General features: G+C 45.1%; 23 protein-coding genes. 13 read left to right on the top strand and 10 right to left on the bottom strand.

Going from position 1 to position 26,288, the window contains the following annotated elements; all coding sequences use genetic code 11:
* Position 1: 1 nt before the first annotated feature.
* From RT717_RS18480 to RT717_RS18465, 4 genes are all read left to right on the top strand, one after another.
* Positions 2–2,191 carry a hypothetical protein gene (locus tag RT717_RS18480; protein ID WP_317487865.1) on the top strand — a complete coding sequence of 730 codons (2,190 nt, stop codon included), beginning with the start codon at positions 2–4 and terminating at the stop codon, positions 2,189–2,191.
* Entirely contained in the window at positions 2,188–2,670 is a 483-nt protein-coding gene (locus RT717_RS18475; protein WP_317487864.1) for a hypothetical protein, read from the top strand. The genes RT717_RS18480 and RT717_RS18475 overlap by 4 nt, the downstream gene beginning before the upstream one ends.
* 182 nt (positions 2,671–2,852) lie before the next feature.
* A complete protein-coding gene (locus tag RT717_RS18470; protein ID WP_317487863.1) occupies positions 2,853–3,365 on the top strand; it encodes a hypothetical protein in 513 nt (170 codons plus the stop codon).
* Entirely contained in the window at positions 3,362–4,615 is a 1,254-nt protein-coding gene (locus tag RT717_RS18465; protein WP_317487862.1) for a DNA sulfur modification protein DndB, read from the top strand. Before RT717_RS18470 ends, RT717_RS18465 begins: the two co-directional genes overlap by 4 nt.
* 7 nt (positions 4,616–4,622) lie before the next feature.
* Here RT717_RS18465 and RT717_RS18460 read toward each other — a convergent pair whose 3' ends face one another.
* The 3 genes from RT717_RS18460 to RT717_RS18450 are packed head-to-tail and all read right to left on the bottom strand — an operon-like array spanning position 4,623 to position 9,742.
* Positions 4,623–5,759 (bottom strand): phosphoadenosine phosphosulfate reductase family protein, encoded by a 1,137-nt coding sequence (locus tag RT717_RS18460; protein WP_317487861.1) that lies wholly within the window; start codon positions 5,757–5,759, stop codon positions 4,623–4,625.
* Positions 5,752–8,904: a vWA domain-containing protein gene (locus RT717_RS18455; protein WP_317487860.1), complete on the bottom strand. Its 3,153-nt coding sequence runs from the start codon at positions 8,902–8,904 to the stop codon at positions 5,752–5,754. The genes RT717_RS18460 and RT717_RS18455 overlap by 8 nt, the downstream gene beginning before the upstream one ends.
* Positions 8,894–9,742: a DUF4007 family protein gene (locus RT717_RS18450; protein ID WP_317487859.1), complete on the bottom strand. Its 849-nt coding sequence runs from the start codon at positions 9,740–9,742 to the stop codon at positions 8,894–8,896. The genes RT717_RS18455 and RT717_RS18450 overlap by 11 nt, the downstream gene beginning before the upstream one ends.
* A 1,242-nt stretch (positions 9,743–10,984) precedes the next feature.
* Between RT717_RS18450 and RT717_RS18445 the strand changes: the two genes are divergently transcribed.
* Both RT717_RS18445 and RT717_RS18440 read left to right on the top strand, forming a co-directional pair.
* Positions 10,985–11,419: an HU family DNA-binding protein gene (locus RT717_RS18445; RefSeq protein WP_317487858.1), complete on the top strand. Its 435-nt coding sequence runs from the start codon at positions 10,985–10,987 to the stop codon at positions 11,417–11,419.
* Between the two features lie 912 nt (positions 11,420–12,331).
* Entirely contained in the window at positions 12,332–12,940 is a 609-nt protein-coding gene (locus tag RT717_RS18440; RefSeq protein ID WP_317487857.1) for a hypothetical protein, read from the top strand.
* A 277-nt stretch (positions 12,941–13,217) separates the two neighbouring features.
* On the opposite strand, the gene RT717_RS18435 is transcribed toward RT717_RS18440, so the two are convergent.
* The 3 genes from RT717_RS18435 to RT717_RS18425 form a co-directional block, all read right to left on the bottom strand.
* On the bottom strand, positions 13,218–13,544 hold the full coding sequence (locus tag RT717_RS18435; protein WP_317487856.1) for a nucleotidyltransferase domain-containing protein: 327 nt from the start codon (positions 13,542–13,544) through the stop codon (positions 13,218–13,220).
* Positions 13,541–13,939, bottom strand: a complete 399-nt coding sequence (locus RT717_RS18430) for a nucleotidyltransferase substrate binding protein (protein ID WP_317487855.1) — start codon at positions 13,937–13,939, stop codon at positions 13,541–13,543. Before RT717_RS18430 ends, RT717_RS18435 begins: the two co-directional genes overlap by 4 nt.
* Positions 13,940–14,341: 402 nt before the next feature.
* Entirely contained in the window at positions 14,342–16,444 is a 2,103-nt protein-coding gene (locus tag RT717_RS18425; protein WP_317487854.1) for a hypothetical protein, read from the bottom strand.
* Between the two features lie 324 nt (positions 16,445–16,768).
* Here RT717_RS18425 and RT717_RS18420 point away from each other — a divergent pair, with 324 nt between their 5' ends.
* The 3 genes from RT717_RS18420 (at position 16,769) to RT717_RS18410 (ending at position 18,249) form a co-directional block, all read left to right on the top strand.
* Positions 16,769–17,227 (top strand): helix-turn-helix transcriptional regulator, encoded by a 459-nt coding sequence (locus RT717_RS18420; RefSeq protein WP_317487853.1) that lies wholly within the window; start codon positions 16,769–16,771, stop codon positions 17,225–17,227.
* A 108-nt stretch (positions 17,228–17,335) separates the two neighbouring features.
* Complete coding sequence (locus RT717_RS18415; protein ID WP_317487852.1) at positions 17,336–17,854, top strand: DUF4199 domain-containing protein; 519 nt, start codon at positions 17,336–17,338, stop codon at positions 17,852–17,854.
* A gap of 11 nt (positions 17,855–17,865) precedes the next feature.
* Positions 17,866–18,249, top strand: a complete 384-nt coding sequence (locus RT717_RS18410; protein ID WP_317487851.1) for a VOC family protein — start codon at positions 17,866–17,868, stop codon at positions 18,247–18,249.
* Between the two features lie 31 nt (positions 18,250–18,280).
* On the opposite strand, the gene RT717_RS18405 is transcribed toward RT717_RS18410, so the two are convergent.
* The gene (locus RT717_RS18405; protein ID WP_317487850.1) at positions 18,281–19,330 is read right to left on the bottom strand and encodes a cyanophycinase; all 1,050 of its coding nucleotides are present in this window, start codon (positions 19,328–19,330) and stop codon (positions 18,281–18,283) included.
* A gap of 140 nt (positions 19,331–19,470) precedes the next feature.
* Here RT717_RS18405 and RT717_RS18400 point away from each other — a divergent pair, with 140 nt between their 5' ends.
* Complete coding sequence (locus tag RT717_RS18400) at positions 19,471–20,607, top strand: glycoside hydrolase family 26 protein (RefSeq protein ID WP_317487849.1); 1,137 nt, start codon at positions 19,471–19,473, stop codon at positions 20,605–20,607.
* Positions 20,608–20,679: 72 nt separating this feature from the next.
* Complete coding sequence (locus RT717_RS18395; protein WP_317487848.1) at positions 20,680–21,522, top strand: class I SAM-dependent methyltransferase; 843 nt, start codon at positions 20,680–20,682, stop codon at positions 21,520–21,522.
* Here the strand turns inward: RT717_RS18395 and RT717_RS18390 are convergent.
* A complete protein-coding gene (locus tag RT717_RS18390) occupies positions 21,500–21,982 on the bottom strand; it encodes a hypothetical protein (protein ID WP_317487847.1) in 483 nt (160 codons plus the stop codon). The two genes, RT717_RS18395 and RT717_RS18390, sit on opposite strands and share 23 nt — an antisense overlap.
* A 132-nt stretch (positions 21,983–22,114) precedes the next feature.
* On the opposite strand from RT717_RS18390, the gene RT717_RS18385 reads away from it, so the two are divergent.
* Together RT717_RS18385 and RT717_RS18380 are read left to right on the top strand one after the other, a co-directional pair.
* The gene (locus tag RT717_RS18385) at positions 22,115–22,480 is read left to right on the top strand and encodes a BlaI/MecI/CopY family transcriptional regulator (RefSeq protein ID WP_317487846.1); all 366 of its coding nucleotides are present in this window, start codon (positions 22,115–22,117) and stop codon (positions 22,478–22,480) included.
* A complete protein-coding gene (locus RT717_RS18380; RefSeq protein WP_317487845.1) occupies positions 22,473–24,269 on the top strand; it encodes a M56 family metallopeptidase in 1,797 nt (598 codons plus the stop codon). The genes RT717_RS18385 and RT717_RS18380 overlap by 8 nt, the downstream gene beginning before the upstream one ends.
* A 79-nt stretch (positions 24,270–24,348) precedes the next feature.
* On the opposite strand, the gene RT717_RS18375 is transcribed toward RT717_RS18380, so the two are convergent.
* Complete coding sequence (locus RT717_RS18375; protein ID WP_317487844.1) at positions 24,349–25,263, bottom strand: sugar phosphate isomerase/epimerase family protein; 915 nt, start codon at positions 25,261–25,263, stop codon at positions 24,349–24,351.
* A 77-nt stretch (positions 25,264–25,340) separates the two neighbouring features.
* Positions 25,341–26,264, bottom strand: coding sequence for a sugar phosphate isomerase/epimerase family protein (locus RT717_RS18370; RefSeq protein WP_317487843.1), 924 nt, complete (start codon positions 26,262–26,264; stop codon positions 25,341–25,343).
* Between the last annotated feature and the right edge of the window lie 24 nt (positions 26,265–26,288).

The raw sequence follows: 26,288 nt of genomic DNA, 5'->3' as shown, positions 1-26,288 counted from the left end.
GTTGAACAATTTTCTCTGCTATTATGGCGAAAGAAACATTTTTGAATTTAAAGATGGACTGAATTTAGTATTAGGGGCAAATGGTTACGGCAAGTCGAAGCTTTATGATGCATTTCTATGGATATTTAAAGATAGAATCTCTGATAACTCGGCTGGAAACAGGACAGGGTTTAAGGAGACAAAGGAGATTAGAAAAGACCTTATTTCTTATAAAGCTCTTCTGGAATGTGAAATTGGTGGACATGCAAAGGCTGAAGTAATTCTGGAGGTCGAGGATATCCTCCCATCTCAAATTAAGAGCTACAGGTTAGTTAGAAGCTACATCGCAAATAGGAAATCTGACAGCCAGTGGATAGAGCAAGAAAAAAGTAAGTTTGAGATATGCGAAAAGGATGTGCTTCATTTTAAGCCGGTTTCGGAAACGGAACATAAGTATATCCTGGATAAGCTGCTTCCATCGGACGTGCAAGACTATGTTTGGTTTCAAGGGGAAAGAGGAATTAATAATTTGATCGACACCTCTAGCGATTCAGCGTTGAAAAATGTGATAAAAAGATTGTCAGATATTGATAAGTGGGACAGGTATATATCGGTATCACAAAAAGCATTTGAAACAGCCAATAGTGCCCTACAAAAAGCAATTAGGTTAAGTGATAAAAACCAAACCGAAATAAAAGACCGTCAAAAGCGAGATTCGGAAGTGATAAGAATCGTCGAATCTTTAACTATTGAGATAGACGAGACTCAAAAAAACATTCATGGGGCACAAACAAAACATGATAGCCTGTCCTCTATTTTTGAAAACGCCAAAAGTCTGGATAAGCTGAGGGCAGAGAAATCAAGACTAGAAAAGGAGATTGAATCACTAGAAGTAGAAATCGACGATTTCTATAAAGGGTTTAGTAAAAACCTTTTCACCCAGTACTGGCTATTGGGTGGAATGAGCCCGTTAACAAAGGAGTTTGCAAACATTTACAAGCAATATTCGGATAAGGTCGCTGAGAGAAAGGCGGAAGCCAACCTAAAGAATAATTTAGAGAAGCGACTTCAGACTCGACTCCCTGAAGGAGTACCAGAACCCGTACATATTCAGACAATGCTTGATAAACAACGGTGTCTGGTTTGTGATAGGCCAGCGGCTAAAGGGACACCTGAATATGACGCAATATTACAGCTATTGGAACAAAGAGAGTTTACCAACGAGCGGGAAGTCAAACGCAATAGTTTTGATTCAATTTATAGACGAATTTACCACACCGCCCTTTCATTGAACAACAGTATTGACTCCATCCCTGAGGGTCAAAAATCTGCAATGCTTAAACTTCAAAAGCTGAATAGTCAGGCTTCTCTACTAAGAGAGCAATTGAAGGACAAGGACAGGGAGATTCAGGATCAACTTTCTGTTTCTGATATCGATAATCCCAAATTCATTGTTGACTCCTTTAATAGTAGTGTTAATGATATTAAAATATATAGTGGGAAGTTAGGAGAGTTGAAGGAAAAGAGAGCGGTGGCCCAAAGGGAGCATGATACTATATTAAAGGAGTTGGATCGGTTGTCAGAAGGGCAAATCCCTAAGACACTAAAAACAAAAAGAGACTTGCTTTCAGATTTTGTATCCTTGACTAGGAGAGTCAAGGATAAAAAGTATGAGGAATTAGTAAAGATGCTGGAACAACAGGCTAATCTTCATTACGAACATATCAATGATCCGACTGGTGCTTTTTATGGTAAAATAAAATTTAAAGGTACTTTGGAAGGTGGGTACCGCCCGATTATTGAAGATAATGGAGAGGAATCAACACTATTAAATACCTCCCTTATTAGCTCAATGAAACTGTCGATAATTATGGCGATAGTGTCGGCTAACAAACAACGTAACTATGCCAATTCATATCCATTAATTGCAGACGCACCCACTTCCGATTTCGATGATGTGAAAATGAAATACTTTTTAAAGGAAGCATCTCATACGTTTAGTCAGGCTATCATCATCACAAAAGAAATGCTGATAGATGATCAAACGAGAAGTAAAAGATACAAGCCAAGCATGAGTAGGCTTAAAGAGTTGAAAGACGATTTGCGGGATATAGAAAAAGAATTAACAGTTTACCAAATAGATCTTCCGGACGGGGTGTCGAGCGAAAACAAGAGTCAAATTGAAGTTGAAATTAAGACCGTTGAAGTGTGATGGTAGATTTATACGAGAGTTTCAGTAAGAAAGAGCCACGCTATCCAACTGTATTCAGAGAGAGTATTGTAGATAAGTTTTCAAGAATTGGAGGCGGACGTGAAGAGGAAAAGTTTGCGAAAGGTAAGTTTTTCTCAAACTACTATGAATGCTTTATGTACGCTGTGGTTCTCGGCTTAAAAAATGACTACCGGATAGCGTTTGACAGAAATAAAGAAGGGACAAGATTCCTACTAGTTGACTCATGGCATCCAAGACAAATGGTCGAGTTTATTTTTATGTCACTCCTCACCAAATCAGGAGAGGACTTGTATGACCTTGAAGGTTTAAGTGATGACGATGTAGATAAAAAGGCCCTTGAATTGATAGTGTTAATGGAAGAATATGCCCATGGAGGCTTTGATCTGATAAGGGCAAAGATGCAAGCGGAGCCGAATTATTTTGTTGACCATTTCAGCGCTGTTAACTTTTTGAAATAACTGCGTTCTTACTAATGGTGCTTGGGGGTAAGGCAAGAACTTCGAACAATCAAGAAAGAATAGATGCCGATATAGTTGAGTATTTGAACGACTTTTTGATTACTACTATTCTGCCTTTATTTCAAACTATGGGAGAATGGAAGAAATGATAGTTGGGTTATCAAATTAAATGGTTATTTGGTATGGAGGTTTCAGCTTTTGACTTAGGGTCTGAAATTAATAAAAAAAAGGTTTTTTATAGGCTTCATCAACCTCTTTGGAATGTAGATCTTGAAGGTATTGATATTTCAGAGGGGCGCTGGAGAACTATAAAATACTTGAATGAAGATGGTTCCCGTCTAAACGATTTATTAGCGGATGTTCCTAATGATACAGGGGGATTATATTTGTTTAAAATACATTGTCCAATGATCCCCGGTATATCGGAGTATCCCGTCTACATTGGAAGGGTGCAATTTACGGCACATCAAAATCTGAGGAAAAGAATAAGAGAGTACTACTCAGATGATCGACCCAAAATTAATCGCATGATTGAGACTTGGGGAAATGAGCTTTATTTAAGCTTTTTGCCCCTTGATGGAAACGAAAGGATTGTTGACTTGGAGGAAAAGCTAATAAATAGTCTGCTTTTGCCTTTCAATGACAAGATTCCAAGTAAGGAGATTTCTGCAGCAATTAAAGCATTTCAAGAATGAAAATACCCGCAATTCGGTCCAAAATTGGTGATAGGGTTTTTTACACAACCTCCCTGACCTTTAAACAGGTGAGCGACCATGTAGAAAAGATAGACGATCAATTACATAAGAGTAAAACCCTCAGTGATTTAATTCAAAGAAGCATCACAAATAATTATTTGAGTATAAGAGACTATATTTTAAATCAACCGCAATTATTCTTCAATTCACTTGTGCTCGCTGTTTATAATAATTATCCAGATTGGACGGAGGTCAAACTAGAGTACGATGAACATGAAATCTATACTGTAGGATTACTAGAATTTCCAGCCGACGGGAAGATTTTCCCTGTTGATGGGCAGCATAGAGTGGAGGGAATCAAAGCGGCATTGCTAACAAATCCAGAGCTGGAAAGTCAACAAATTGGTGCTATAATTATTGGTCATGAAAGCACGGATGAAGGAAAGGAGAAAACTCGCAGGTTATTTACTACCCTTAACAGGTATGCTAAACCAGTCACGTTGAATGATGTCATAGCGCTGGATGAGGATGACACTGTGGCAATTGTGACCAGACATCAGATTGAGGAATACCCGCTTTTTCAAGATAAAAGGGTTGTAATATCCAAACAAAAGGCGATTCCTGAAAGGAACAGAACAGCGATTACTTCTATAATTAATTTGTATCAGTGCAATATCGAGATATTTAAACAATTTTATTTCGAAACATTTAATGAGAAAGCCACCAAAAAAAGGCTCGAAAACTATCTCAAATTTCGCCGTAATGGTGAAGAGATAGAGGCTTTCAGAGAATACTGTCTTGGTTTTTGGAACTGTTTCTGTTCAGGGTTTAATATAGTTACGGGATATCTTCGAATCCCGATTGAGGACAATCCTGTCGGAGTGTTAAGGAACAATGATACTGGGGGCAATCTACTCTTCCGACCAGTCGGCCTATTGCCGTTCGTTCAGGCAGTGATTGAAATCCACAAAAGAGAAAATTCAACCTACGAGGATATCTTCCGCTCGTTCAATGGTGTAGATTTTCAATTGAATGCCATTCCCTGGAAGTCAGTGTTATGGGATGATACAAACGGTAAAATGATTATGGGTTCGAGCACAGTAACTAAATTATTATTTCTTAGAATTTACAGTGAAGAGATTATGACAGAAATTGAGGTTAGAAAACTGAGAGAGGATTATGCGTCACGGCTTAATTTGGATGAGGAAGAGGTTGATCAAGAATTAGAAAGGATACCGACCCTAACTTGAGCAGGGGTCAACCAAAACAAGCCAGACAATCCTTTTCAGTATCAATCACCTTATCCAACAGGTACTTTGACCCTTTTGCCTTTTCTTTATCCATTCTGTTCAAGTGATCCATCTTGATTTGCTTCATCCTGTTGGGGTGAAGCAGGTCTTTGAGTGACTCATTTTGGTTCCAGGTGAAACCTTCCTTTTCGTTTTCATATTCCATCGCCTGAGTATAAAGAGCTGGGTGCTGCTCGTAGAGCCAAATCCACTCTATCTTTTGCTGAAAGAAGCAGAAGTAGCACCCGGAACGGCTTCTGGCATACTGGCCGGTTTCCCCATCTACCTCGTAGTCCAGCTTTTCGTAGTAGCCGGGCACACCTACTTCACTTTCTTCGAGCAAACGAAAAATATCATCCCTTACAAGTATCTCATCGTCATGGAGCAATGGGTAATCTTCTTCAAGAGAAATAGGGTAGCCTTTGTCTTTCAAATAGTGGAAGGCCACTTGATTGAATTCAGGAAGTCCCTGGTCGAAGAGAAGATTAAGCTTTTCTTGGGCTACCCTTCGGTTCTGGTCGGAATTCCTTTCCTCAAAAACCAGGGGCTGCTTAATAATTTCAATTACTTTGTCGAGTTTTTTGCCACTTAGGAAGTTTTCGTAAATCCCGATTATTTGGCTCTGTTCGGTATTGCCCAGCACTTTATAAATCACTTCTTCACTCCAGATATTCCTACGGAAGGGAAAAATGGATTGAATATTGGCCTTTCTTGAAATATAGCCTTCCCTGTCTTCGTCTCCCCTTATGCCTACATAGGAGATGGTGGGGATTTCCCCGACGTAAGCTTCGAAAGGCTCAAGTTTCATTTTTTTGGTGCACCACCTAGCCACATTAGAAGGTAAGTAGCCACGGTAAGCCTGGTAGAAATAGTCAAAAGGGTTTTTTTGAAGATCCTTGGCTTCTTTTGATTCCAGCCTTTCTATCGGCTTTCCCAGGTAGCCTTCCAGTCTTTCGATAAGCTGGTAAGTTTCGTCAAGCTCTTTGCCTGTATCGCAGAAGTAATAGTGGATGTCTAGCTGAGGGTATTTATTTCTTAAGTATATGGCCAATGCAGCACTGTCTTTCCCGCCCGATATACCTAATACGTGTTTTGGTTTAGTCATTTAGCAACTGCTTTAGCAAATTGGCCAATATAAATTTATTCAAATTATCGTTCTTTCCTAGGGAAGATTTCACCTTGTTCATTAAGTCAAGTGCTTCATCGTCCAAAACTGCCGGTATCCTGATTACCTGCTCTTTGGAGCCGCCTTCTAGTGACGTGATATCTACCTTCATTATTTTTTCCTCACCTTCTCTGGAGGCATTCGTCAATACCACTAAATTATCTAATTCCTTGAAAGCCGTCTTAAGCTTTTCTTTAAAAACCTCTTCTTCCTTGTCTCGTAGTACTTCCAGCGATTTTCCAATCAATACGTGGCTGAGTGAGTTAAGCCAGGAATTCCTATCATCCAATGGAGACCGCAAGCGAATGAGTAAAGCAGTTTGTTGAGGGATAAGCATATGTTCCTTTAAGCTCCCAAATCGAAGATCAATCTTTGATTTGTATTCTTGGAAGCTAAGCTGTTGTCCTCCGAACAATTCAAGCAAAATGAACTTCTCGATTCTATCCATTAACTGATCGAAGCACCCTTGAAGTTCACGGATAGCAGCTTTCATTTTCTTGATGTACTCGTCGAACAGCTCCGGCGATGCCAGCAGGTCTTTTAGCTCAATGCCTATGGCACTAGGAAATTCCTCAAAGAATAGCTTTTCCGGATCTTCAGCCTTTTCAATTGCCTGGCGCAGGGCTTTTGTTTCGGGTGTTATTCGATTGGTGGTCTTTGCGTAGGTATTTAAATGATGATGAAACACCATGAATGGCTTCACGCTCTCAATGAGGCTTTGGTTATTTACCTTCCTCTCGTCTTTGAGTTGAAGAAGCTCCCTATACTTATTATATAGGTTGAGTTTAATACCCTCCACATCGAAAGCTTTGATACTGTACTTCGAAGCGTCTCTGGTAAAGAAGTAGAGATGTGAATCCGTTATTTCCGGTTGGTAGGCCTCTTCGTCGCTGAACAAAGCAAAATCATCTCGCTTGATAAAAAGGAATGTAGGTATCCAAAAATCAAGAAAGCCCTGTGTAAGCTTAAATGGCTTTCTGCTTAGTAGCTCAAAGAGTACCGTGATCTTTTTCTTTTCAGATTTTGTCGAAGCTAGGAAAGACTCACATGCCTTCCATAAATCTTGGAAGTTATCATTTGGTCTGGCGAACTCGTAGTCGACGCCTGTAGCATGGTGTATGCCCGTTTCCTTAAGAAGGGTTAAATAGATAGTCTTTTCGGCAGGGAATCGATCCTTAGCGAAGCCTAAGTCTTCTAAATGATAATTGGTCACCAGAGCTTTGAAATAAGGATTCTTTGCTCCAGATGCGCCCTGTAAGATATGTCTATTGACCAGTTCATTTCGGAACGAAGGTGTTTGTGAATAGACGTCTCTGCAAATTTCAGAGAGTTTTTTGTTAAGCTCTTTGTTAGATGAAATCGGTTGCCTTTCCCCCTTGTATATCCAAGAAACACGATCCGTATAAAGCGCATCTAGCACACTTCTATTGAGTAGCTGCTTATGGCTATGGAGTATATTTTCAAATTCTTTCCTGGCCTCGAAGTCTTCATGGTGCTTGGCCATTGCTTTGGTTGTTCTTTCGATATCAATAAGTATCTCCCTGATATCTTGAACATTCTCAAACTTAGCATATAGTGTCTCCTCATTTTCCTTCGAGACCTCCTTCAGGCCTTTGATCCCCAAGGTTTCACTGAAAACCAAATTAATAAAGCCGTCGATTTGCCCTTTTGGCAATTCCTCTATTGGATTTTCGGAAATGACATGCTGAAAGAAGCGAGGTGTGCCAAGTTGGTAAGTGACAGCCTTGGCACTCACTACTGAGAACTTGAAGTACTCCCTTAGTTTTGAGGGGACGTCAATGTATCCGTCTATCTCGCTGCCTGCTATCTTAAGTTCTTCCTTAAAGTCGACATCTGTGCCTTCAAAAACCCTGTAGGCATTATTGTAAAGAGTGAAGAGGATAATTTTTCTGGATTCCAGTTCATCAATGGCCTTTTCAATCTCTTCTTCAGAGTAGGTGGAACTTAGATAATTGATGAGAAATGACTTGTCAAGTTTTGCCCCTTTGTGGCCGAGAAGTGAGACCACCCCAATGACTTTAATAATGGCTTGCCCCAAGCTAGTATTGCTTCTTTCTAACAGTTCGGCTCTTTCAATGGCTTTAGAGACGGCTCTCCACGTATTGTAGTCGTAGTTTTTATCGCTACCTAAGTAAGAATAGAACTCGAGGTACAAATAGTCAAAGATATCGGCAACCATAAGCTGTCTTGTGCTGGCTTCGTCAAGCTCGCCTTCTAGAAATGTAAATAGGCTTCTCTCATTTTGGCCATAGCGTTGCAAACCTACTGCCAGCAGGTAACCTGAGAATAAGTCGAGGGGCCAAAGCGCCGAACTAATGTCGCTTAAGAATGTAGCATCTAATTTTACAATTGAATGCTTCCTTTGAAGCTCAATATTCTTTTTAACTACGGATGTATTTGCAAGCCCCTCATTGGATAGCTTTTTTGAAGCCAGGTAAAGAAGTTGTTCTACGGGCTCGTTGAAGGTGATGTCTTTGAATCTGCCCTTGACCTTCTTCCATTCATTTCTTTCAGACAATGTGAGGCCAGGGGTAGCGTATGCTTCGAAACTTTGGTGAAGGGTGGTGATAAGGATGCAGTTGTTGCTTGGCTCGGCTACATACTCAGCAAGCTGTTGGAGAAAATAGATTTCCTTTTCTGTGTCGTTGCGCACAGCATATTCTAAAAACTTGCCAAACTCGTCGACGATTAAAAAAAGCCCCGCTTTACTGGGTTTTGCCTTAAGAGCTGCCAGCAAGCTTTTGGTGTCATCTGAAGAATTCAGCTTTTCAGCAAGGGTCTCACGCAGAGAGGCATATTCGCCAACTATCTTTAGGAAAGATGCTCCATTGCCAAGTTTCGATTCAAAGTAATTTGCCTTCTTTTGCGTGTTTCCTTCTAACGCCCAAAGAAAAGACGATTTACCAGAGCCATAGGAGCCAATGATGGTAAATGCTCTAAACCCGGTTTGAATGAGTTCCTCTATCTCTACAACCTTCTTCTCAACATTTGGGGTAACGATGTAGTTGATCTCCTGGGACTCATCCCGAATAATATTGACTGATGGCGAAAACTTAACCTTCATAATATTCTTTTAGGATGTCAAATGGGGCTACTTGTTTTGAAAACTGCAACTCTTTAATGCCAGCTTCATTGCTGAAGGTTATCCATTGATAACTCTCTGCTAGCTTCTCCAACATTTCGGTTAAGCCATCTCTTGTTAATGCAAAGGTGCTCCCAACTCCGTCGCTATAGACACTGTCGAAACTTACCGAATTACTTGTGCCAGTGCTCTCTAGAAGACAGTAGAGGAATATCGCTACTGGGATGTCCCGCTTTCGCTTGGGTTCTATGGAAAAGTATTCTGTTTTATCTTTTTTGAATTTACTGACCAAGCCCAGTTCGGTCAGCAAGCCAGAGTAGCTTTCATCGAGGTCTTTGCTGTCGTCTCTTGGGATGTAGGTTCTGCTGAAGATTTGAAAATCGGTCTTGAGAGTATTGCTGGCGACAGAGCCACCGGCTTGTTCCACTGACGTTTCAAAGTGTTTGAAGTTAAAATCTGGCCTTTTTTTTCGTAGGTCATTGAATATCAACCCATAGGAAGATGCATAGTCATTTTTAATCAGGAAGTAGTGAAGTAACCATAGCGTTCCCTCATCTTCCAAGTATGGGTCCCAGCCGGTATTGCTATCAAAAATTTTGGACGCAAGTGGGGAGATCTCTTTTACTTCATGATCAAAAACACCGAAAGCTTTTAGCCAATATCTGATGGCAGTGACCATGTTTTTACCAACACCTAATTTAACAGGAGCATCATCCGAGCTAAAATCACCATTTTCTTGAATGAAGTCGTAGCCCTTTTTTAGCCAGTAAAATCTGCATTGAAACGATTCATGACCAGAAAAGCGGAGGGTTTGAGACATAGTATCCTTTAATCAAGAAGGCAAGTTAAATATAATGAAATTGGATGTCAGCAAAAAGGTGATTTCCGATATCATTTTTATGCTGTTGGCTCCTATTACATAACCGAAGACACTTTCATCTATATTCTTTACATCACCGAACCCTAGCCTCACCGTCACCTACCGCAACCTCCACCTGCATCTACCGCAAGACCGACCCTTCTTCCAGCGCTACATTTCCCTGGTTCCTGCCTTGAAAGTACTCACCTCAAAGGCCAAAGGTGGGTGCTTCTGCTATGGAACCGGAAAGATTCTCGCCTACAGGAAGGAAGTTTCACGAACAAAGGAATAAACTTTCACCGCAACAGGGAGAAAGATGTAGCGCAAGAGCCAAGAAGATCTAGCGCTACTTTTGCCTGCGTCTAGCGCTAGACTGGAAGACATCTAGCGCTAGAGTGGAAAGGTGTCTTCTGGAAGTGGATTGCTGGTTAACCGCAGGGTCGGAATGCATTCGAAAAGTTCAATTCATGTCATCTTGTTTTCTCTCCGGGTTTATCATCTGAAATTTCCCTGATAGTCGTTGAGTCAAAACTTCACAAATATTTGATTTCAATCGATTGAAAATGACTTTAAGTACACTTTTATAAAGAGCCTTTATACGAAAAAATGCAGGTAGGGATGCGTAAAATAGTCTCAAACCATATCTTTTTTTCAGTCTTTTTGTTTCATTGAAAAATAATATAAATTTTTTCAACTAATTTTTAGTGGAAAGAACTTTTTGGCACCAATATTGAATTGTTTTTTTGCAACAAACACGGAGTAAAAATCACTTCTGCTGAGGCCTCAAACGAACCGCTTTTCACTCTACCGAAATACCCGGCCGGGATTTCAAATTGTTACCGTCCATTTTGTTGAAGTAGTGCATCTTGCCTCTTTTTCTTTGAGCGCACCGGGTATCGGGATGCTTTAGAAGACCAGGTCATCGGAGTCATCCTCTTGAACATGCCCCACAGGCGTTCACTGAGCGGGAGGCGCAACAGCGGTACACCCTTCGCAGGCTGGGACACCCCGTTCTTTGAGTTTAGTTAAGAGCATTTTACCCTTAATCCCTAAGCCGGGCACCCCTAAAGGGAAGTATTAATGATCATTGTCTCGCCCTTTAGGGAGGGGGTAAAAATGGAATTAGGAGACTGAACCTCTTAACTAAACGATGTAGAAAAACCGTTTTAAATCATTTGTTTAACCATTTAAATTTTATCAATCATGAATGCAATACCATATTCAATTATTCGTCGTGGCCAGCCGGGAGTAGCTGGGGGAGGCGACCAGAAGTACTACGCTTTCGTTAAGAGAGATCGTGTGATCAGCCTTCGGGAGATCATTGAGGAAATCACTGCTATGAGCACCCTTACCAAGGGCGATGCGCTCAATGCGGTGGAGAACTTCCTCGACCTGATTCCGAAGTATGTGAGAAAGGGCCATATCGTGAATCTGGGGCAGCTGGGTACGTTCCGTATCAACATCAGCAGCAACGGACACGAGCAGCCTGAGAAGGTGACAGCTTATAGCATCAAAGGGGCCAGGGTGATATTTGCGCCCAGCGCCGAGATGAAGATGAAGCTCGCCGAGCTGAAGTTTACCAGGTCGTCAGATGCGTTTGACAACCTGGATGTGTCACCAAACGAGGAGGCTGCATGAGTAGCGTAGTACATGTTGCTGTCGGCGTGCCAATTGGCGAACGCCAGCAGAGAGAGTAGGATCCCGCATGAAAGTGCGGGATTTTTTTTGGCTAAGGAGGTTACTCTCTGCGTCCCCAGCAAAAACGTTTTGAACTAAAGAGGTTACTCTGTGCGTCTCTGCCGATGTAACCTCTTTAGTCGGTAACGAATCGTTTTTTGAAGATTAAAGAGGGTACTACTTTCTTTGGGGCTAGAGTAACCTCTTTAATTTGGAGCAGGTGTAGCCTCTTTAATTTGGGGTTTGAACTAAAGAGGTTACTCTGTGCGCCCCTGCCGATGTAACCTCTTTAGTTTGTGACGACTCGTGCTTCGAGGATTAAAGAGGTTACTACTTTCTCTGGGGCTAGAGTAACCTCTTTAATTTGGAGCAGGTGTAACCTCTTTAATTTTGGGTTTGAACTAAAGAGGTTACTCTATGCGTCCCTGCCGATATAACCTCTTTAGTCGGTAACGAATCGTAGTTCTAAGATTAAAGAGGTTACGACTTTCTCTGGGGCAGAGTAACCTCTTTAATGGTAACGTCTTGAACTAAAGAGGTTACTCTCTGCGCCCCTGCCGATGTAACCTCTTTAGTCGGTAACGACTCGTAGTTCTAAGATTAAAGAGGTTACACTTTCTTTGGGGCTAGAGTAACCTCTTTAATTTGGAGCAGGTGTAGCCTCTTTAATTTTGGGTTTGAACTAAAGAGGTTACTCTCTGCGTCCCTGCCGATGTAACCTCTTTAGTTAGTGACGAATCGTCTTTCTAGGATTAAAGAGGTTACACTTTCTTTGGGGCTAGAGTAACCTCTTTAATCTGGAGCAGGTGTAGCCTCTTTAATGGCGCCTCTTTATCCGAAATCCTTATATTGAGTCAGCAACTAATTCGGACTATGGACATAAGAAACGCCAAACTACATCCCGATCAGTATTTCCACATTTTTAATCGGGGAATCAATGGCATGCCAGTCTTTTTTGAGGCCAAAAACTACGATTTCTTCTTGAAGCAGTACACTCAATTCGTCCATCCTTTTGTGGAAACGTTTGCTTACTGCTTGCTTGGTAATCATTTTCATCTACTTGTAAGAGTGCGAGATGTAGCGCAACTGGATTTGGCGATAAAAAAAGACAGAGAGAAGCCCTATTACTGGCACGTAAGCAACGGCTTCTCCAGCTTTTTGAAAAGCTACACCCGGGCCGTAAACAGCGTGTACAATAGAACAGGAGGCCTTTTTGAAACTCCTTTTAAGAGGATTGAGGTGAAAGAGGAGTCTTATTTTTCTACCCTGATCGCTTACATCCACAGGAATCCTGAGAAGCATGGGTTGGTAAAAGACTTCAGGAGCTATCCTTACTCATCGTATCAGGCGCACCTGCAGGACGCTCCAACTTTCTTAAGCCGTCAAGCCGTGTTGGACTGGTTCGGAGGAAAAGAGCAGTACCAGGCGTTTCACCTGCAAGAGAAACAACCTCCGCTAGATGAAAAGTGGTTGCTGGAGTAAAGGCTTTGAACTAAAGAGGTTACTCTATGCGTCCCTGCCGATGTAACCTCTTTAGTCGGTAACGACTCGTGCTTCGAGGATTAAAGAGGTTACGACTTTCTTTGGGGCTAGAGTAACCTCTTTAATTTGGAGCAGGTGTAACCTCTCTAATTTGGGGTTTGAACTAAAGAGGTTACTCTGTGCGCCCCTGCCGATGTAACCTCTTTAGTTAGTGACGAATCGTCTTTCTAGGATTAAAGAGGTTACACTTTCTCTGGGGCTAGAGTAACCTCTTTACCTACTCTCTGGCGGCGGTAAGCACTTCCTTTCTGTAGAACAGCTTACCCACCCGGTCAATGTGCTCTTCCAAACCAGGAGAGTGGAGGTGATTGTAAATGCTAATATCGAATAGGTAAGGAGTGTTTAATTCATCAATGGCTAACCAGACTTTCGAACGAATGCTATCTGTGAGGCCGGTTCCTTTCAGCGTCATGTCAATATCTGATCCTTCTCTATAGCTACCCCTTGCCCTGGATCCATAGATAATAACTTCTTCAATTTCGGGGTATTTGTCAAAAACCGAATTGACACGACCGATCATCGACTCCTTTAATCCAAATCTCATAGGCGTGTTTTCATTTGAGAATAGAAATCAGAAAACAACCGAAAACAGGTCTTGTAGATTCTTTCCTCTATCATTCTGGTGGTTTCCATATTGTAGGTATGGACGGAAATGATCCGGTCTTCCACCATACTCATCCAATCATCGCCGTGCGAAATAAGACCTTTGTTGAATGCCTGGCGGATGGCATCCCTGCTTCCCGTGATTCCAACGATGCCCTGAAAAGTCAGGTAATCTTTCATCAGGCTCCAGGCGAGCTCATACGTATACTCAAAACATTGAATGAGCCCTTGCTCCTCAAACTCGTTCAGTTCACCCTTATCGATAAATCGTTTCAATTGGCTCAGGGCCTTTTCATAGTTTTCAAACCGCTGTTTCCACCTGACGTCCTGTTCCATGTTGTTTCATTTTTGTCCCCGGGAGATTTACTTCCTGGAATCAACCGCTCTGATACTTACGGCTTTCCTCGTATTGCTACCGCTAATTTAACAATGATTTAGCTTTTGCTGTTTTGTAAGTAGTTAATAAAGTTAAATTATCAAGGTCAACCCAGAGACGATTACGTTAGTTGAACGGAGATACCTGCCTGCGCATCCTTCCAGGCCGGCCGACGTGGAACGGTATGACGGTGTAGCGGGCGGTGGTGTTAGCATCAATGGTTGTTTCTCCTGCGGGGTTAGCAGCGATGCCATGAAAGGAGCGGCACACTATTCTCTCACACCAACCAACGCAGGATCGTCATGCCTTTGAAGAAAGGCATCTCCCGGGTGCGCTGTCAACATCAACCAACCAAAAATACTTCACTCTCCTTGTACCATTCTCACCACCCACCCCTCTGGCCAGCCGTTTTCTTGCTTTGCCATCATCGCTAAAGCTGCCAGCACACCACCATTGCCGGGGAGGTAGAGGCGAAGGCGGTCCGTTTGGTAGTTGTGGCCGTTGGGCAGGTAAATGTTGGTGGTGATGGGCATGAGCAGGCCATCGACAGCTTTTTCGGCATCGCCCAGCCGGGTGGCTGTCATGGCTACCATAGGAAAGTCCCAGCCCCAGGTGTCGTGCCACTGCCAGTCGGTCCAGATCTTATCGAAGGTGCGGTGCATCACGGCAGTGTCGAGCCCGTCGGTCATGGGCAGCATGCCATAGGCGCCCAGCACGCTGGGGTGGTCGGTCATGTAGTAGGTAGAGTCGTACGACTCGGGAGCGCTTTCTGCGGCCAGGTAAAGGCCGTCCTTTTGCGGTAGTGGCGAAAGGCCGTTCAGTACCTTGTCCCACTTGTCGTTTCTCGGTTGCCCTTGCCGTTCTCTCCACTGCTGCGCTGTTTCCAGCGCCCAGCGCCAGTAAGCCAGTTCATAAGTCGGGTTGAAGGTGGTCTTGGGATCAAACCGCTCCTGGGCGGCAATTACTCCCGGCCCGAGGATATAGCGCTTGAGCTCGGGGTCGTACCAGGCGAAGTCGGCCATAAAAGCCGCAGTTTCCTGCACTACCTCGTCGTATTTTTCGAGCATCTCTTTGGTGGGCTTGCCGTTGTAGATCAGCTCGGCAAACGTAATGATATGGGGCTGCTGCCATAATAGGTAGGAACCTACTGAGGAGGCTGTTTCCTGGCTCCAGGGGTCGGTCATTTTCTGCCACCTCACTCCCTCAAATCCCTGTCGTTCTGCAATTTGCCTGGCCACCCCAATGCTTCTCAGGTACCACTCCATATGGTCTTCCAGTACCTCTGGTCGGCCCCACATGGCGAAATGCACACCATGCCACCAGGCCATTTCCATGTGTGGCTTGCCGTACCACGAGTTGTAAGTGAGCCCTGTTTCCTGAGGTGGGGTTTTGCCCCCACAATTGATTTTGGTTAGGTAAAGCGACAATACCATCCGTCGTTCAATCTCGAAAGCCCTTGGGTCTTTTGTTGCCCCAAAATCGATCATCATGCCTGTGTTCCAGTAGTCGATCAGTGCCTGATGGGCTTCGGATTGCAACACTTCAAAGGCCTTGTTTGCAACTGCCCCTTCTTCTTGAGAGAAAGTAACGTCGAAGGTCCAGGTATCCTGCCCAGGCTCAGGCTTCAGGAGGAAGCCTTTATCAGTAGCATCAACAACAGGCACCGCCACCGACGACTGCAACTGGGTGAAATAGCGGGTGGTATCAAGTTGGCGGCGGATGGTTACCTGCTTAGGATCGGGCTGAGTCATTTGCAAACGGTTGGGCTCGTCGGCGTCGAAGAGCACGGCTTCATCCTGAAACTTGTCGGTGGGGTAGGGGTAGTTGATGGTGAGCCCGATGCGCCCCTCTTTTAGGAGGTTGCTTTTCACTTTAACACCCAGCCGATCTTCTGTTTGGCTCATAAAGGAGATCACCTCCACCGGTACACCTTCAACGGCAAAGCGGCTTGTGAGCTCTCCTGTCCAGGGGTCGAGTGTTTGGTCGATGTTTTGAATGTCGGAAATGGCCACCTTGGTTCCGTCAGCTTTGGTGATGTGCCAGCCGATAGTGGCGAGGTGAATCCGGTGCGGGTTTTGGCGAATGTAGTTGGCGGCTTCTGCCTGCCTTGTGCCTGCTGGCCACTGCCGGGCGTAAGGCACTTCTCTGCCGTGCGACGTGATCGGTGCCAGGGTTTCCTCGATGGAATAAGTCTCGTTGGTAGGGAAGCTGTGCCAGCCCCATTCCGACATGGTGCCGAGGGGTACGCCTTTCTGGTAGTGCTGGGGGAAGGTTTGCAGGCCGGTGACGTCCATGGTCATGGCGAAGCGGCCATTGCCCAGACTCAGGGAGGCCAGGGTGTCTACTTCGGTGATGTGGACGTTGTGACGGTCGAAAACGGCCTGGCGGTTGATGGAGGTCGGGGGCTCGGTTTTGCAGGCAGTGAATAAAGTGATGGCAAAAACAAGTAGAAGTGGTTGGCGCATGTTTCGGTTTGGTTTCTACTCTTTATGGACGGCTTATTTAACCATTACCCTTAAGGTGCCTCCTATCTGGCTCAGGGCAAACGCATTTAAAATATATTGGATAAATTATTTTCAAAGCTGTTTTTCTACCCCGGCCCTTAAGGGTGAAACAGCTTTGAAATTCTTCTTTCCCTTTAGGGTTACCGACGTGGAACGGGCCGACCTGGAAGGGTAAAAAAGAAGAATTTTAAAGTTTTAAATGCGTTTGTCCTCCTATCTGGCTGTACTTAAGCTTTATTTTGTGGCTATTTTTATATTTGAACTCAACAACTGCAAAGCACAAGTTTGACATCGGTTTCCAAATACAGACACTTCCTCACTTATGGCCTTTCTATGGCTTTGTTTCTCATTGTACTCCGGTGGCTGGAATTGCGCTTTCTCATTATCCATAATGCTTTCGCCATTTATGCAGGTGGCCTTGCTCTTCTTTTTACAGGCCTTGGCATCTGGCTGGCGCTCAAGCTCACGAACCCTAAAACGGTAATAGTAGAGAAAGCTGTGCTTGTTGATTCAGCGCATTTTCTTGCCAACGAAGAAGCATTGAAGGAAACCGGCATTAGCCAAAGGGAGCTCGAGGTGCTGCAGCTGATGGCGGCTGGCAAAAGTAATCAGGAAATTGCTGATCAGCTTTTTGTGTCGTTGAACACGGTGAAGACGCACTTGAAAAACCTGTTTGAGAAACTTGACGTGGGCCGCAGAACGCAGGCCGTCGACAAAGCAAGAAAGTTGGGAATTGTGGCTTGATGGGCTCATCCTTTTGGGTGAATAATTCAAAATCACCCGAAAGTGTGATTAATTGACAGGCTCCATCCTGCATCTTTGCCAGCATCCAACAAAAAAACAATCACGACGATGAAAAAGATAGTTCTTGTTTTCGGCCTTATTTCTGGCGTCATCATCACGGGCATGATGCTGTATATGGCCGATAAGTGTTACACCAACCCGGAATTTGAGACCAACGATGTAGTCGGTTACGCCCTGATGATCGCCGCCTTCTCCTTCATTTTTGTGGGCATCAAAACATTCAGGGACAAGCAGAATGGAGGCGTTATCGGTTTTGGTAAAGCATTTTTAACAGGGCTTTATATTAGCCTCATCGCCGCAACGATGTATGTGGTGGTGTGGCTTTTTGACTATTATTTATTCATGCCCGATTATCTGGATAAATACAACCAGCATGTGATGTATATGGCGAAAATTGGTGGTGCTAACGAACAGGAACTGGCTGCCAAGGCTACTGAAATGGCCACTTTTGCCGACATGTACCAAAATCCCCTGGCGGTAGTGCTCATCACTTTTTCAGAAGTGTTTCCTATAGGTCTTGTCATTTCCCTGGTGAGCGCCCTGATCTTGAAAAGAAAGCAACCCTAAGCAAGAAGAAAATGAAAATAGCACTAACAAGTATCTTTGTAAACGACCCCATTGCTGCATTTAAGTTCTATACCGAGGTGCTGGGTTTTGTGGAAAAAATGTACATGCCGGAAATGCAGCTAGCGATTGTTGCAGGCCCGGATGAGCCAGATGGCACTTCGCTGCTCCTGGAACCTAACCAAAACCTTGGGGCCGACGCCTTCCAGAAAGCTGTATATGAGGCTGGATTGCCGACCATTGTTTTTGGAACCAAAGACATCCATGCGGACTACCAAAGGCTGAGGGAAAAGGGAGTCGTTTTCAGAAGTAAGCCTAAAAAAGCCGAATGGGGCACGCAGGCTGTTTTCGAGGATACTTGCGGCAATTTGATCCAATTGCATCAGGCAGAAGGTTAAGCCAGGCTGGCTACTAAGGACTCAGATCAAGTCAGTTGATAACTTTGCGGTTCTTCAAATCATACATCTGGCCTTCTTTCAATAGGTAAAACTCCTTGCTGCCAGGTGCTAGCTGGTAAATTGTGTCTCGCTCCGCCGACCACCTGGTGCCGTCGTAAATGGCCACATAGCTTTCGCCAAACACTGTGAATTGATCGCCCTGCACAATGATGCCTGTGTTCTCATCGAGCCCAACGCCGAGCAGCTCCGGTTTTTCTTCGAGTATTTCAAATAGATCGAATTGCCTGTTTCGGGCAAACAGGTGCTGGTCGATGGCGATGTTTGTCACAAAGCCGAGCCCTTCTTCGTGGTCACCCATCATGACGGTGTTTGACTTTGTGTCGCCTCGTGCCAGGTAAGAACCCTGTATGGTGGCTCCGGCAGAGCTTCCGGCAATCACACCGCCTCTGCCGAGCAGCTCGTTGAAAGCTTCATGCGTTTTTGTATTCAGGTAGCTGTCGGCGTGGCGCCACTGCCTGCCGCCGCTGAACCACACGCCCCTGGCATTTTTGATGGGAGCTGCAAACTCCTCGGTGTTGGCTTCTTCAGCACTACGGGTGTGCAGCACCGTTACATTGGTAAAGCCCCTGTCGGTATAGCTTTTCCTGAACTTTTCGAGGTAGGCCTCGTCAAAATCATCGCTGGAGGCCGCCGTAGGAATGACCACAATGGGCTCGTCGGGGCCGCCCACCAGCTCCATGAACTTGTCGTAAAAGATGCTTTGGGCGGCACCGCCAATGATGAGCAGGGTGCCATTTTCCGGGCCTTTGCTCTCAGATTTGACAGCAGCAGAGGGGGCTTCATGGACAGTCTCAGTTTTAGGCTCGCTGGCACAACCATAAAGGAAGGCAAGCACTATCACTAAAAGCGGCGTCTGGTTGACTGTGTTTTTCATTGTATAGGGGAATCGCTGATAAAGATGGGTAATAACAGTTGGCTGCCGGTGCTTTTGCTCAAGAAGCCTGACGTAGCGTGATGTTGAATGAAAGCTAGCACTTTTTGCGGCCACAAAGGATGAAAACTCCTTGGGCGGTTCTGGCATTTGATCTGTAGTCGGCTGACCACCGAGCGATTTCACCCCTTATTTTGGTACGAAAGACGCCTACCATTGGCCACCAATCAGTTGATACCTTTTGAGTGAGGAGGTATTTTTGAGACTGATTTGCACCTAAACGCACCCACATGACGACGAAACGGATTCTTCTCATCTTTGGCCTTATTGGTGTTTTTTTATCAACTGCTTTGGCTCAAAAAAACAAACCAATTGATAAAGACGCCACAAGAGAAACGCAGAAGCTCTACAAAAGCCTTCGGAAGCTTTCCAAAAAACATACACTGTTTGCTCACCAGCACGCCACTGAGTACGGACATGGCTGGGCTGGCGACGAAGACCGCTCTGATGTGAAATCGGTGACCGGATCCCATCCCGCCATGGTGGGTGTGGATTTCAGTGGCTTTTCAGGTCGTTCACCAGAGCAAATAGAGCAAGCTAAGGAGCGCCTGAGAAAGAATGTGGTGGATACCTACAACAGGGGAGGTGTCACTACCATTGCGTGGCACTTTTCGAACCCCGTGTCGGGCGGAGGCTTCTACTGGCGGGACACCGTGTCGCTGCCTGCCGTGAGTTATATCATTCCCGGAGGGCAGGCCCACGAACAATACAAGGAGATACTGAAAGGCATAGCCGATTGGGCACACAGCATCAAAGGGGCCAACGGAGAGCTCGTACCTGTCATCTTCAGGCCCTATCACGAGTTTGACGGTGGCTGGTTTTGGTGGGGTGCTTCGCATTGCACCCGGGAAGAGTTCATCGCCTTGTGGCAATTCACAGTTAGCTACCTGCGTGACGAGCTGGATGTACACAATTTCATCTACGCCTTCTCGCCCGACAATCAGTTTCTTACAGAAGAAAAATACCTTGCCCGCTATCCTGGCGACGAATGGGTGGACATGGTGGGCATGGACAACTATGGCGACATGGGCCGCAACCGCTATGCGATTGACACGGCTGCATTGAAACTAAAGATTGTGTCGGACTATGCCCGAAAGGCCGGTAAGCTGGCTGCTTTTACGGAGACAGGCCTGGAGTCGATTCCCAACGAAACCTGGTGGACAGAGACGCTGCTCAAGACCATGCGCATGCACAAAATGCGGCTCGCCTACGTGCTGGTGTGGCGCAACGACATCCGCAGCCCAACGCACTACTATGCGCCGTATCCGGGGCAGGTAAGTGTGCCTGACTTCATGAAGTTTTATGACGATCCCTATACACTGTTTGAAAACGACCTGAAGAATATCTACAAGAAGAAGAAACGGTGAGTGAATTTTTAGCAGAAAACTGAATAATACCCGCATATTTGCATTTTGTTTTGCGCCAGCTAGCCATTGAAGATGAAAGAGAAAGTAGATATGCGGGAAGAAACCCTGGGAATTTTGGAACTGTTGCGTCCTGTTGCTCCGGCGGATCTGATACGATTAGGCAGGAACTATGATGGGGGCTACGTTTTTTCGTCTCGGAGCTTAGCCAATTGCAGTCATTTTATCTCTTGTGGGCTTTCGTACGATTGGTCGTTTGAGATAGAGTTGAAAGAGAGCCGACCTGATTTACCTATCGTTGCCTTCGACAGAACATCGGGGTTCAACAGCACCATGCTTTACTGGGTGCTCAAAAACTTTGGCAAAATTGCCTTGTATCCCTTCAGGTTTCTGGGTGTGCAGGATACGCCTGCTCAGTCGTGGGGCAAAATATCGATGATGCTTCGCATGAAGCAGCTATTTTCTGGCAACCTGCAGTTTGTCAAAAAGCACATCGGGCTTGAAAGCAATTCGGGGGTGCAGTCGTTTGGAGAGCTTTTGGAACACAGCAGCGGCTATGGGGTGAAGCTCGATGTGGAAGGAACCGAATACGAGCTGCTCGACACCATTATCGATAAGCTTGACAAAATAGAGCTCCTCCTGATAGAGTTTCACAATGTAGAAGAGAACATAGATGCTATCGTGCCGTTCCTGAAAGCCACCAGGGCCACCCACTATGTGCAGCATGTGCATGGCAACAACTACGACAGCGTCAACAGCTTTGGCTTTCTGAATTCCATTGAGCTAACCATTGCGAAGAAGGACAGCGGATACCAACCCGAGTCGGCTGAGGTTCTTACCTACCCCGTAAAAGACCTGGATTTCCCAAACGACAGAAGGAAGCCCGATGTGGGATTCAATTTTTTGGCAACGGATTAAAAGCAAACACCCAGGTGCCGGTAACATCAAGCGGACAAGGGTACTCTGGGCAGGTACCAGTAGTGTCTGCCGATTCAATTGTGAACGTCGTCAGCAGTTTGCCTTCTCTGTTAAAAAAAATGTATAGGTTGGCATAGTTGTCCCTCACAAGGCGGATCGAGTCTATCACCTGCCACCCGCCGCTTTTTGCCCAAACCGAGTCGCCAGGCGTTGCCGGCAAATAGTAGGCTCCGCTGTCTTTTTTGAGCTGCTCAAAGGTTAGCTCCAGCCCCAGCCATTCATTCTGTAGAACACCGTTCTCTCGTGCTTCTGACACTATCCATGTACCCGCAAATGGCACCTGTACAAAAGTCGGCTGGGTATCAATCTCTTTACTGCACGAAAGTGACAAACAGCCAACTGCCAGGCAGAGAATAGCTGTTGTATTTAATAGTGTGACTTGCCTGCTTTTCCAGTCCATACAGCGTCATGAGCAGTAAAAATATCAAAAAATGGAGTAATGCATCCCGTTTTATTAGAATTAAAAGTATACCGTGGAATAAAAACTGACTTTTCAGTTGTATAACTTATTTTTTAGTTATACATTCATTTCATGGAACGATTAACCAGGGCAGAGGAGCCTGTCATGCACATTATCTGGAGCAGGCAGAAAGTGTTTGTAAAAGACATTATTGAGCTGATGCCGGAGCCCAAGCCGCCCTATAATACTATTTCTTCTTTGGTAAGGATACTCGAAAGCAAGGGGTTGGTAGGTCATGAGGCCTACGGAAAAACCCACATGTACTATCCTAAGGTGAGCAAGAATGAATACCGGAGGAGCATTTTCTCGGGCATGATGAGCGACTATTTTGATGGCTCGTACGAAAGCCTCATGTCTTTCATCGTGAGCAGCAAAGACCTCTCGGCTGAGGAAGCAAAAAAACTAAAAGACATCATAAATAAGAAAAATCATGAATAGCTTTTTCATCTATCTACTCGAAGTAAGCGGGGCTAGTGCCATCCTCTACTTTGGTTTTTTGATCTTGTCGAAGAACACTTCTGTAAAGTTCAGGAGGCTCTATCTGCTAAGCTGCCTGTTGATGTCAGCAGCCATCCCATTTTCCGGTCTCCACTTATCGTCTCCTTTAACGGTGTCTTTTCACGAGGAGCCCAGGGCCTCATCGTTTATTGCCACATCGTCGCCGGTTACCTCTCCGGTGAGCACCGCCTCAATGGACGAAGCAACTGAAATAGCTACGGCGGCGCTTCCTGTGGAACAGGTAAGCAGCGTAGAAACAGGAGATATCCTCTTGTTTGTTTATTTAATTGGCGTGATATTTTTCCTCGTAAGAATCGGCATAAGTATGTACGGCGTTTACCGGCTAATGAAATCAGCGGAAAAGGTTGATGGTGAGTTTTCTTCTTTTTTTATTGTTGACAAGGAGGCCTTTACCGGTGCTTCATTTTTTCAACTTATTTTCATTGGCAAAAGCCTGCTTAATACCTCAAAGGAATCGATTATTTATAGGCATGAGCAAGTGCATGCCACAAGGTGGCACAGTCTCGATCTTCTGCTTTCCGAAGTCTACACAGCAGTGTTTTGGCTTAACCCGATAGGCTGGCTAATAAAAAGCCAAATCCGACTCAATACAGAATATGAAGCGGATGAGGCCATGATGAGCCATGTCGACAGGAAGGCATATTCTCACATGCTCATCGACTTGTCGAGTACGCTCTACTATGAAAGGGTGAGCAATTTCTTTAGTGCCAAAAGTGTAAAAAGAAGGATCGAAAGCCTGCATACATTCAGGGAGCACAAGTTCTATCGTGGTTTGGTCTGGACCAGCTTGTTTTATGCGCTGGCTTTCTTGCTGATCGCCTGTGTGGAGCCATGGGAGGGCAGCAGGAGTGCTGATCCCGTGAAAGCGATGGAGAACATTAAAACCGTCACCACTCGCTTCACCAGCCACCAGAGTGATACCCAGGACAAAGACGACCGGGTGATAGCCGTTGCCTACTATCACCCCGACGGCACCATCGACAGGGTAGACCAGCACATGACTTATCCATACAATTACAAAAACCCATTCCGTCGGGAGTTTTGGACAGAGCCTGATCCTATTAATGTGCCTTTGGTCATGGATGGATTGGAGTTGGGTAATGCTGAAAACAATATTTTGTATGGAAACGACTGGCCTGTTAAGTATTGGGACTATGTGAAAAATGGCCACCCTAAGATGAAGACACACTCTGAGATATTTACTTATAATGTGTCTGTGGAGAGAGGGCAGTTTGATCTGCCTGTTAAAATTTTTACCACGGAGACTGGCCTCAATGAAGATGCGATAGCCAATAGACACGTTTTCTATAATAACAAGGAAGCGCCGCTTAGACTCTTTAAAGGGTATGAGGAGGAATTTGAATATAATGATGGCAAGGTTACCAGGTATTTGGCTTCTTATATTCCTGATGAGGCAGCTGAAGAGATTTTCGGAAAGAATGGGGTAGTTGAAAAAGGTGATGGAGTCGTGTATGTCTATGAGAACAACAATCTTTCTCGGGTAACTTACTCCGACAGAGTTTATCAGTTCGCCTACGAAGGTGGTTTACTCACACGAACAGAGTACTACATTAAGGAGAATATGTACAATTACAGGGAGCATTTTTATAGTGCAGAAGGACTTAGAACCAGAACTGAAATTTATAATCTTTACAAGGAGCTGGAGTTTACGATCGATTATGATTACGAGTTTTATGAAGATCAGTAATTGCTTCTATGTTTGAGAATAAAAAAGGCGCCACCCGGCGCCTTTAATCTTTAATTTTCAATCTCAAATAAGCAATCCTTTAATATCCCCACTTCTTCATGATCCCCAGGTCTTCCTTCATGCTGGCGAGCGGAGCCATGCCCTGATAGCTTTCCTGCTCGATAATGAAATGGATAGTGCCGTCTTTCTTTCCGATGTCAATGACTTCTTTGACCGGTACGATCCCCTTTCCAAGCACACAGCTTTCATACTTCTCACCGCCCTCCTTACTCAGAATTTCGTCCTTTACGTGCATAGAAGCAAATCGGCCCGGCCACTTTTTGGTGATCTCGAGCGCTGTGGCACCACCATTGTACAGGTTGCCGATGTCGAGCTGCTGCATCACCAGCTTGGGGTCGGTATTTTTCATGATGATGTCATAAAGCAGCTGCCCGTTCAGGCTCTCGTTGAACTCAAAGTCGTGGTTGTGGTAACCGAACATCATCCCTGACTTTTTGCAAAGCTCACCACTTTTATTGAAGCGCTCCATCAGCAGCATGAGCTGGTCGTATTCCTTGCGCTGGCCCTGCGTCATCGACGGGCTGATGACATACATCTGGCCAACAGTAGCTGCGTCTTCTATGGTATACTTCCAGGCGTCAGTGAAATCTTTCTTACTGTCGTCCCAGTGGTCGCTGCGCATCACGGTGTGGCCGCTGGGCATTTTCATACCCAGGTCGTCCAGTATTTTCTTGAACTCTTTGGCCGACCAGCCATAAAACTTGCGGTCGATGTAGTTGGCATGCTCCACGTGCTTATAGCCCATGTCAGCCAGCGCCTTCAGCGTAGCCATCGGGTCTTTCTTCATGTCATCTCTCACTGAGTAGAGCTGAAGACCCGTGAGCTGCTTGCCTTTGGCGGCGAAAAGCGATTCGGAAAGCAACGAACTGCCGGCGAAGGCCAAAGTGCCTGCCAGCGCACTTTTTTTGATAAAGGATCTGCGTGAGTTATCCATTGTGTTGTAGTTGTAAACGTGAAAAGTAGGTATTAAATGGCAGCCTTTGAACAGAGCAAAGGCTGCGTTAGCTCAATTTATGCAAAAACAAGTTTTGACACATATTCTGCGTCTGCTTTGGCGCTGTCCATTGGGGTAGAGTTGGCATACTTTTCCTGCTCCACCACATAGTATTTTACGCCGGAAGCCTTGGCTGCCGAAAGCACTTTGGCGTAGTCGATGCTGCCAGTGCCAACGATGCACGAAGCGTCTCCTTCGCCAGCAGGGGCATCTTTTTCACGGTCTTTTATGTGGCAGGATACCCAGCGGCCCGGGTACTTTTCGAAATAAGCTATCGGATCAGCTCCGGGCGTCACCACCCAGAAAATATCCATTTGAAAGTCCACCACGGCAGGGTCGGTATTTTCAATCAGGAAGTCCTGTGGCATTTGCCCTTCCAGTGCTTCGAAAGTGTAGCCATGGTTGTGGTAGGCGAACCGGATGCCGGCTTTTTTGGCTGTTTCTCCCCAAGCATTAAACTTGTCGGCTACCACCTTCCAGTCGTCCATGGTCTTTTGTGGGCCGATCCAGGGAGCAATCAGGTGTTTCATACCTATTTCGGCGGCCTGGACGCATTTCTCTTCAAAATTTTCGGTCACATTGCAATGACTGGAAATGAAGTTGACGCCTATCTCATCCATATAGGCCTTGAATTCAGTGTGGCTCATGCCCCAGAACATGCCCTGAGGGCCTTCATAGCCTTCAAACTGCTTGTAACCAAAACCAGCCAGCTGCTTCATGGTGCCTTTTGGGTCGGCGGGGATCACATCACGGACTGAATAGAGCTGGATACCAAATTTATCAAGAGTCGGCTTGGCGATGGTCTCGGCAGTGGCTGCTGCGCCTTCGGCAGCAGTTTCAGCACCACTTTTGCCACTTCCACATCCCATTTGTGGCAAAATAAGTGCGCCTGCTGATACCGCTCCGGCAGTACGGATGAAATCTCTACGGTTGTAATTCATAGTAAGTAAGGTTTTGTACTCATT

The sequence above is a fragment of the Imperialibacter roseus genome (assembly GCF_032999765.1).
In the GTDB taxonomy this organism is placed as follows: Bacteria; Bacteroidota; Bacteroidia; order Cytophagales; family Cyclobacteriaceae; genus Imperialibacter; species Imperialibacter roseus.
This window is presented reverse-complemented; position numbering and strand designations above follow the sequence as displayed.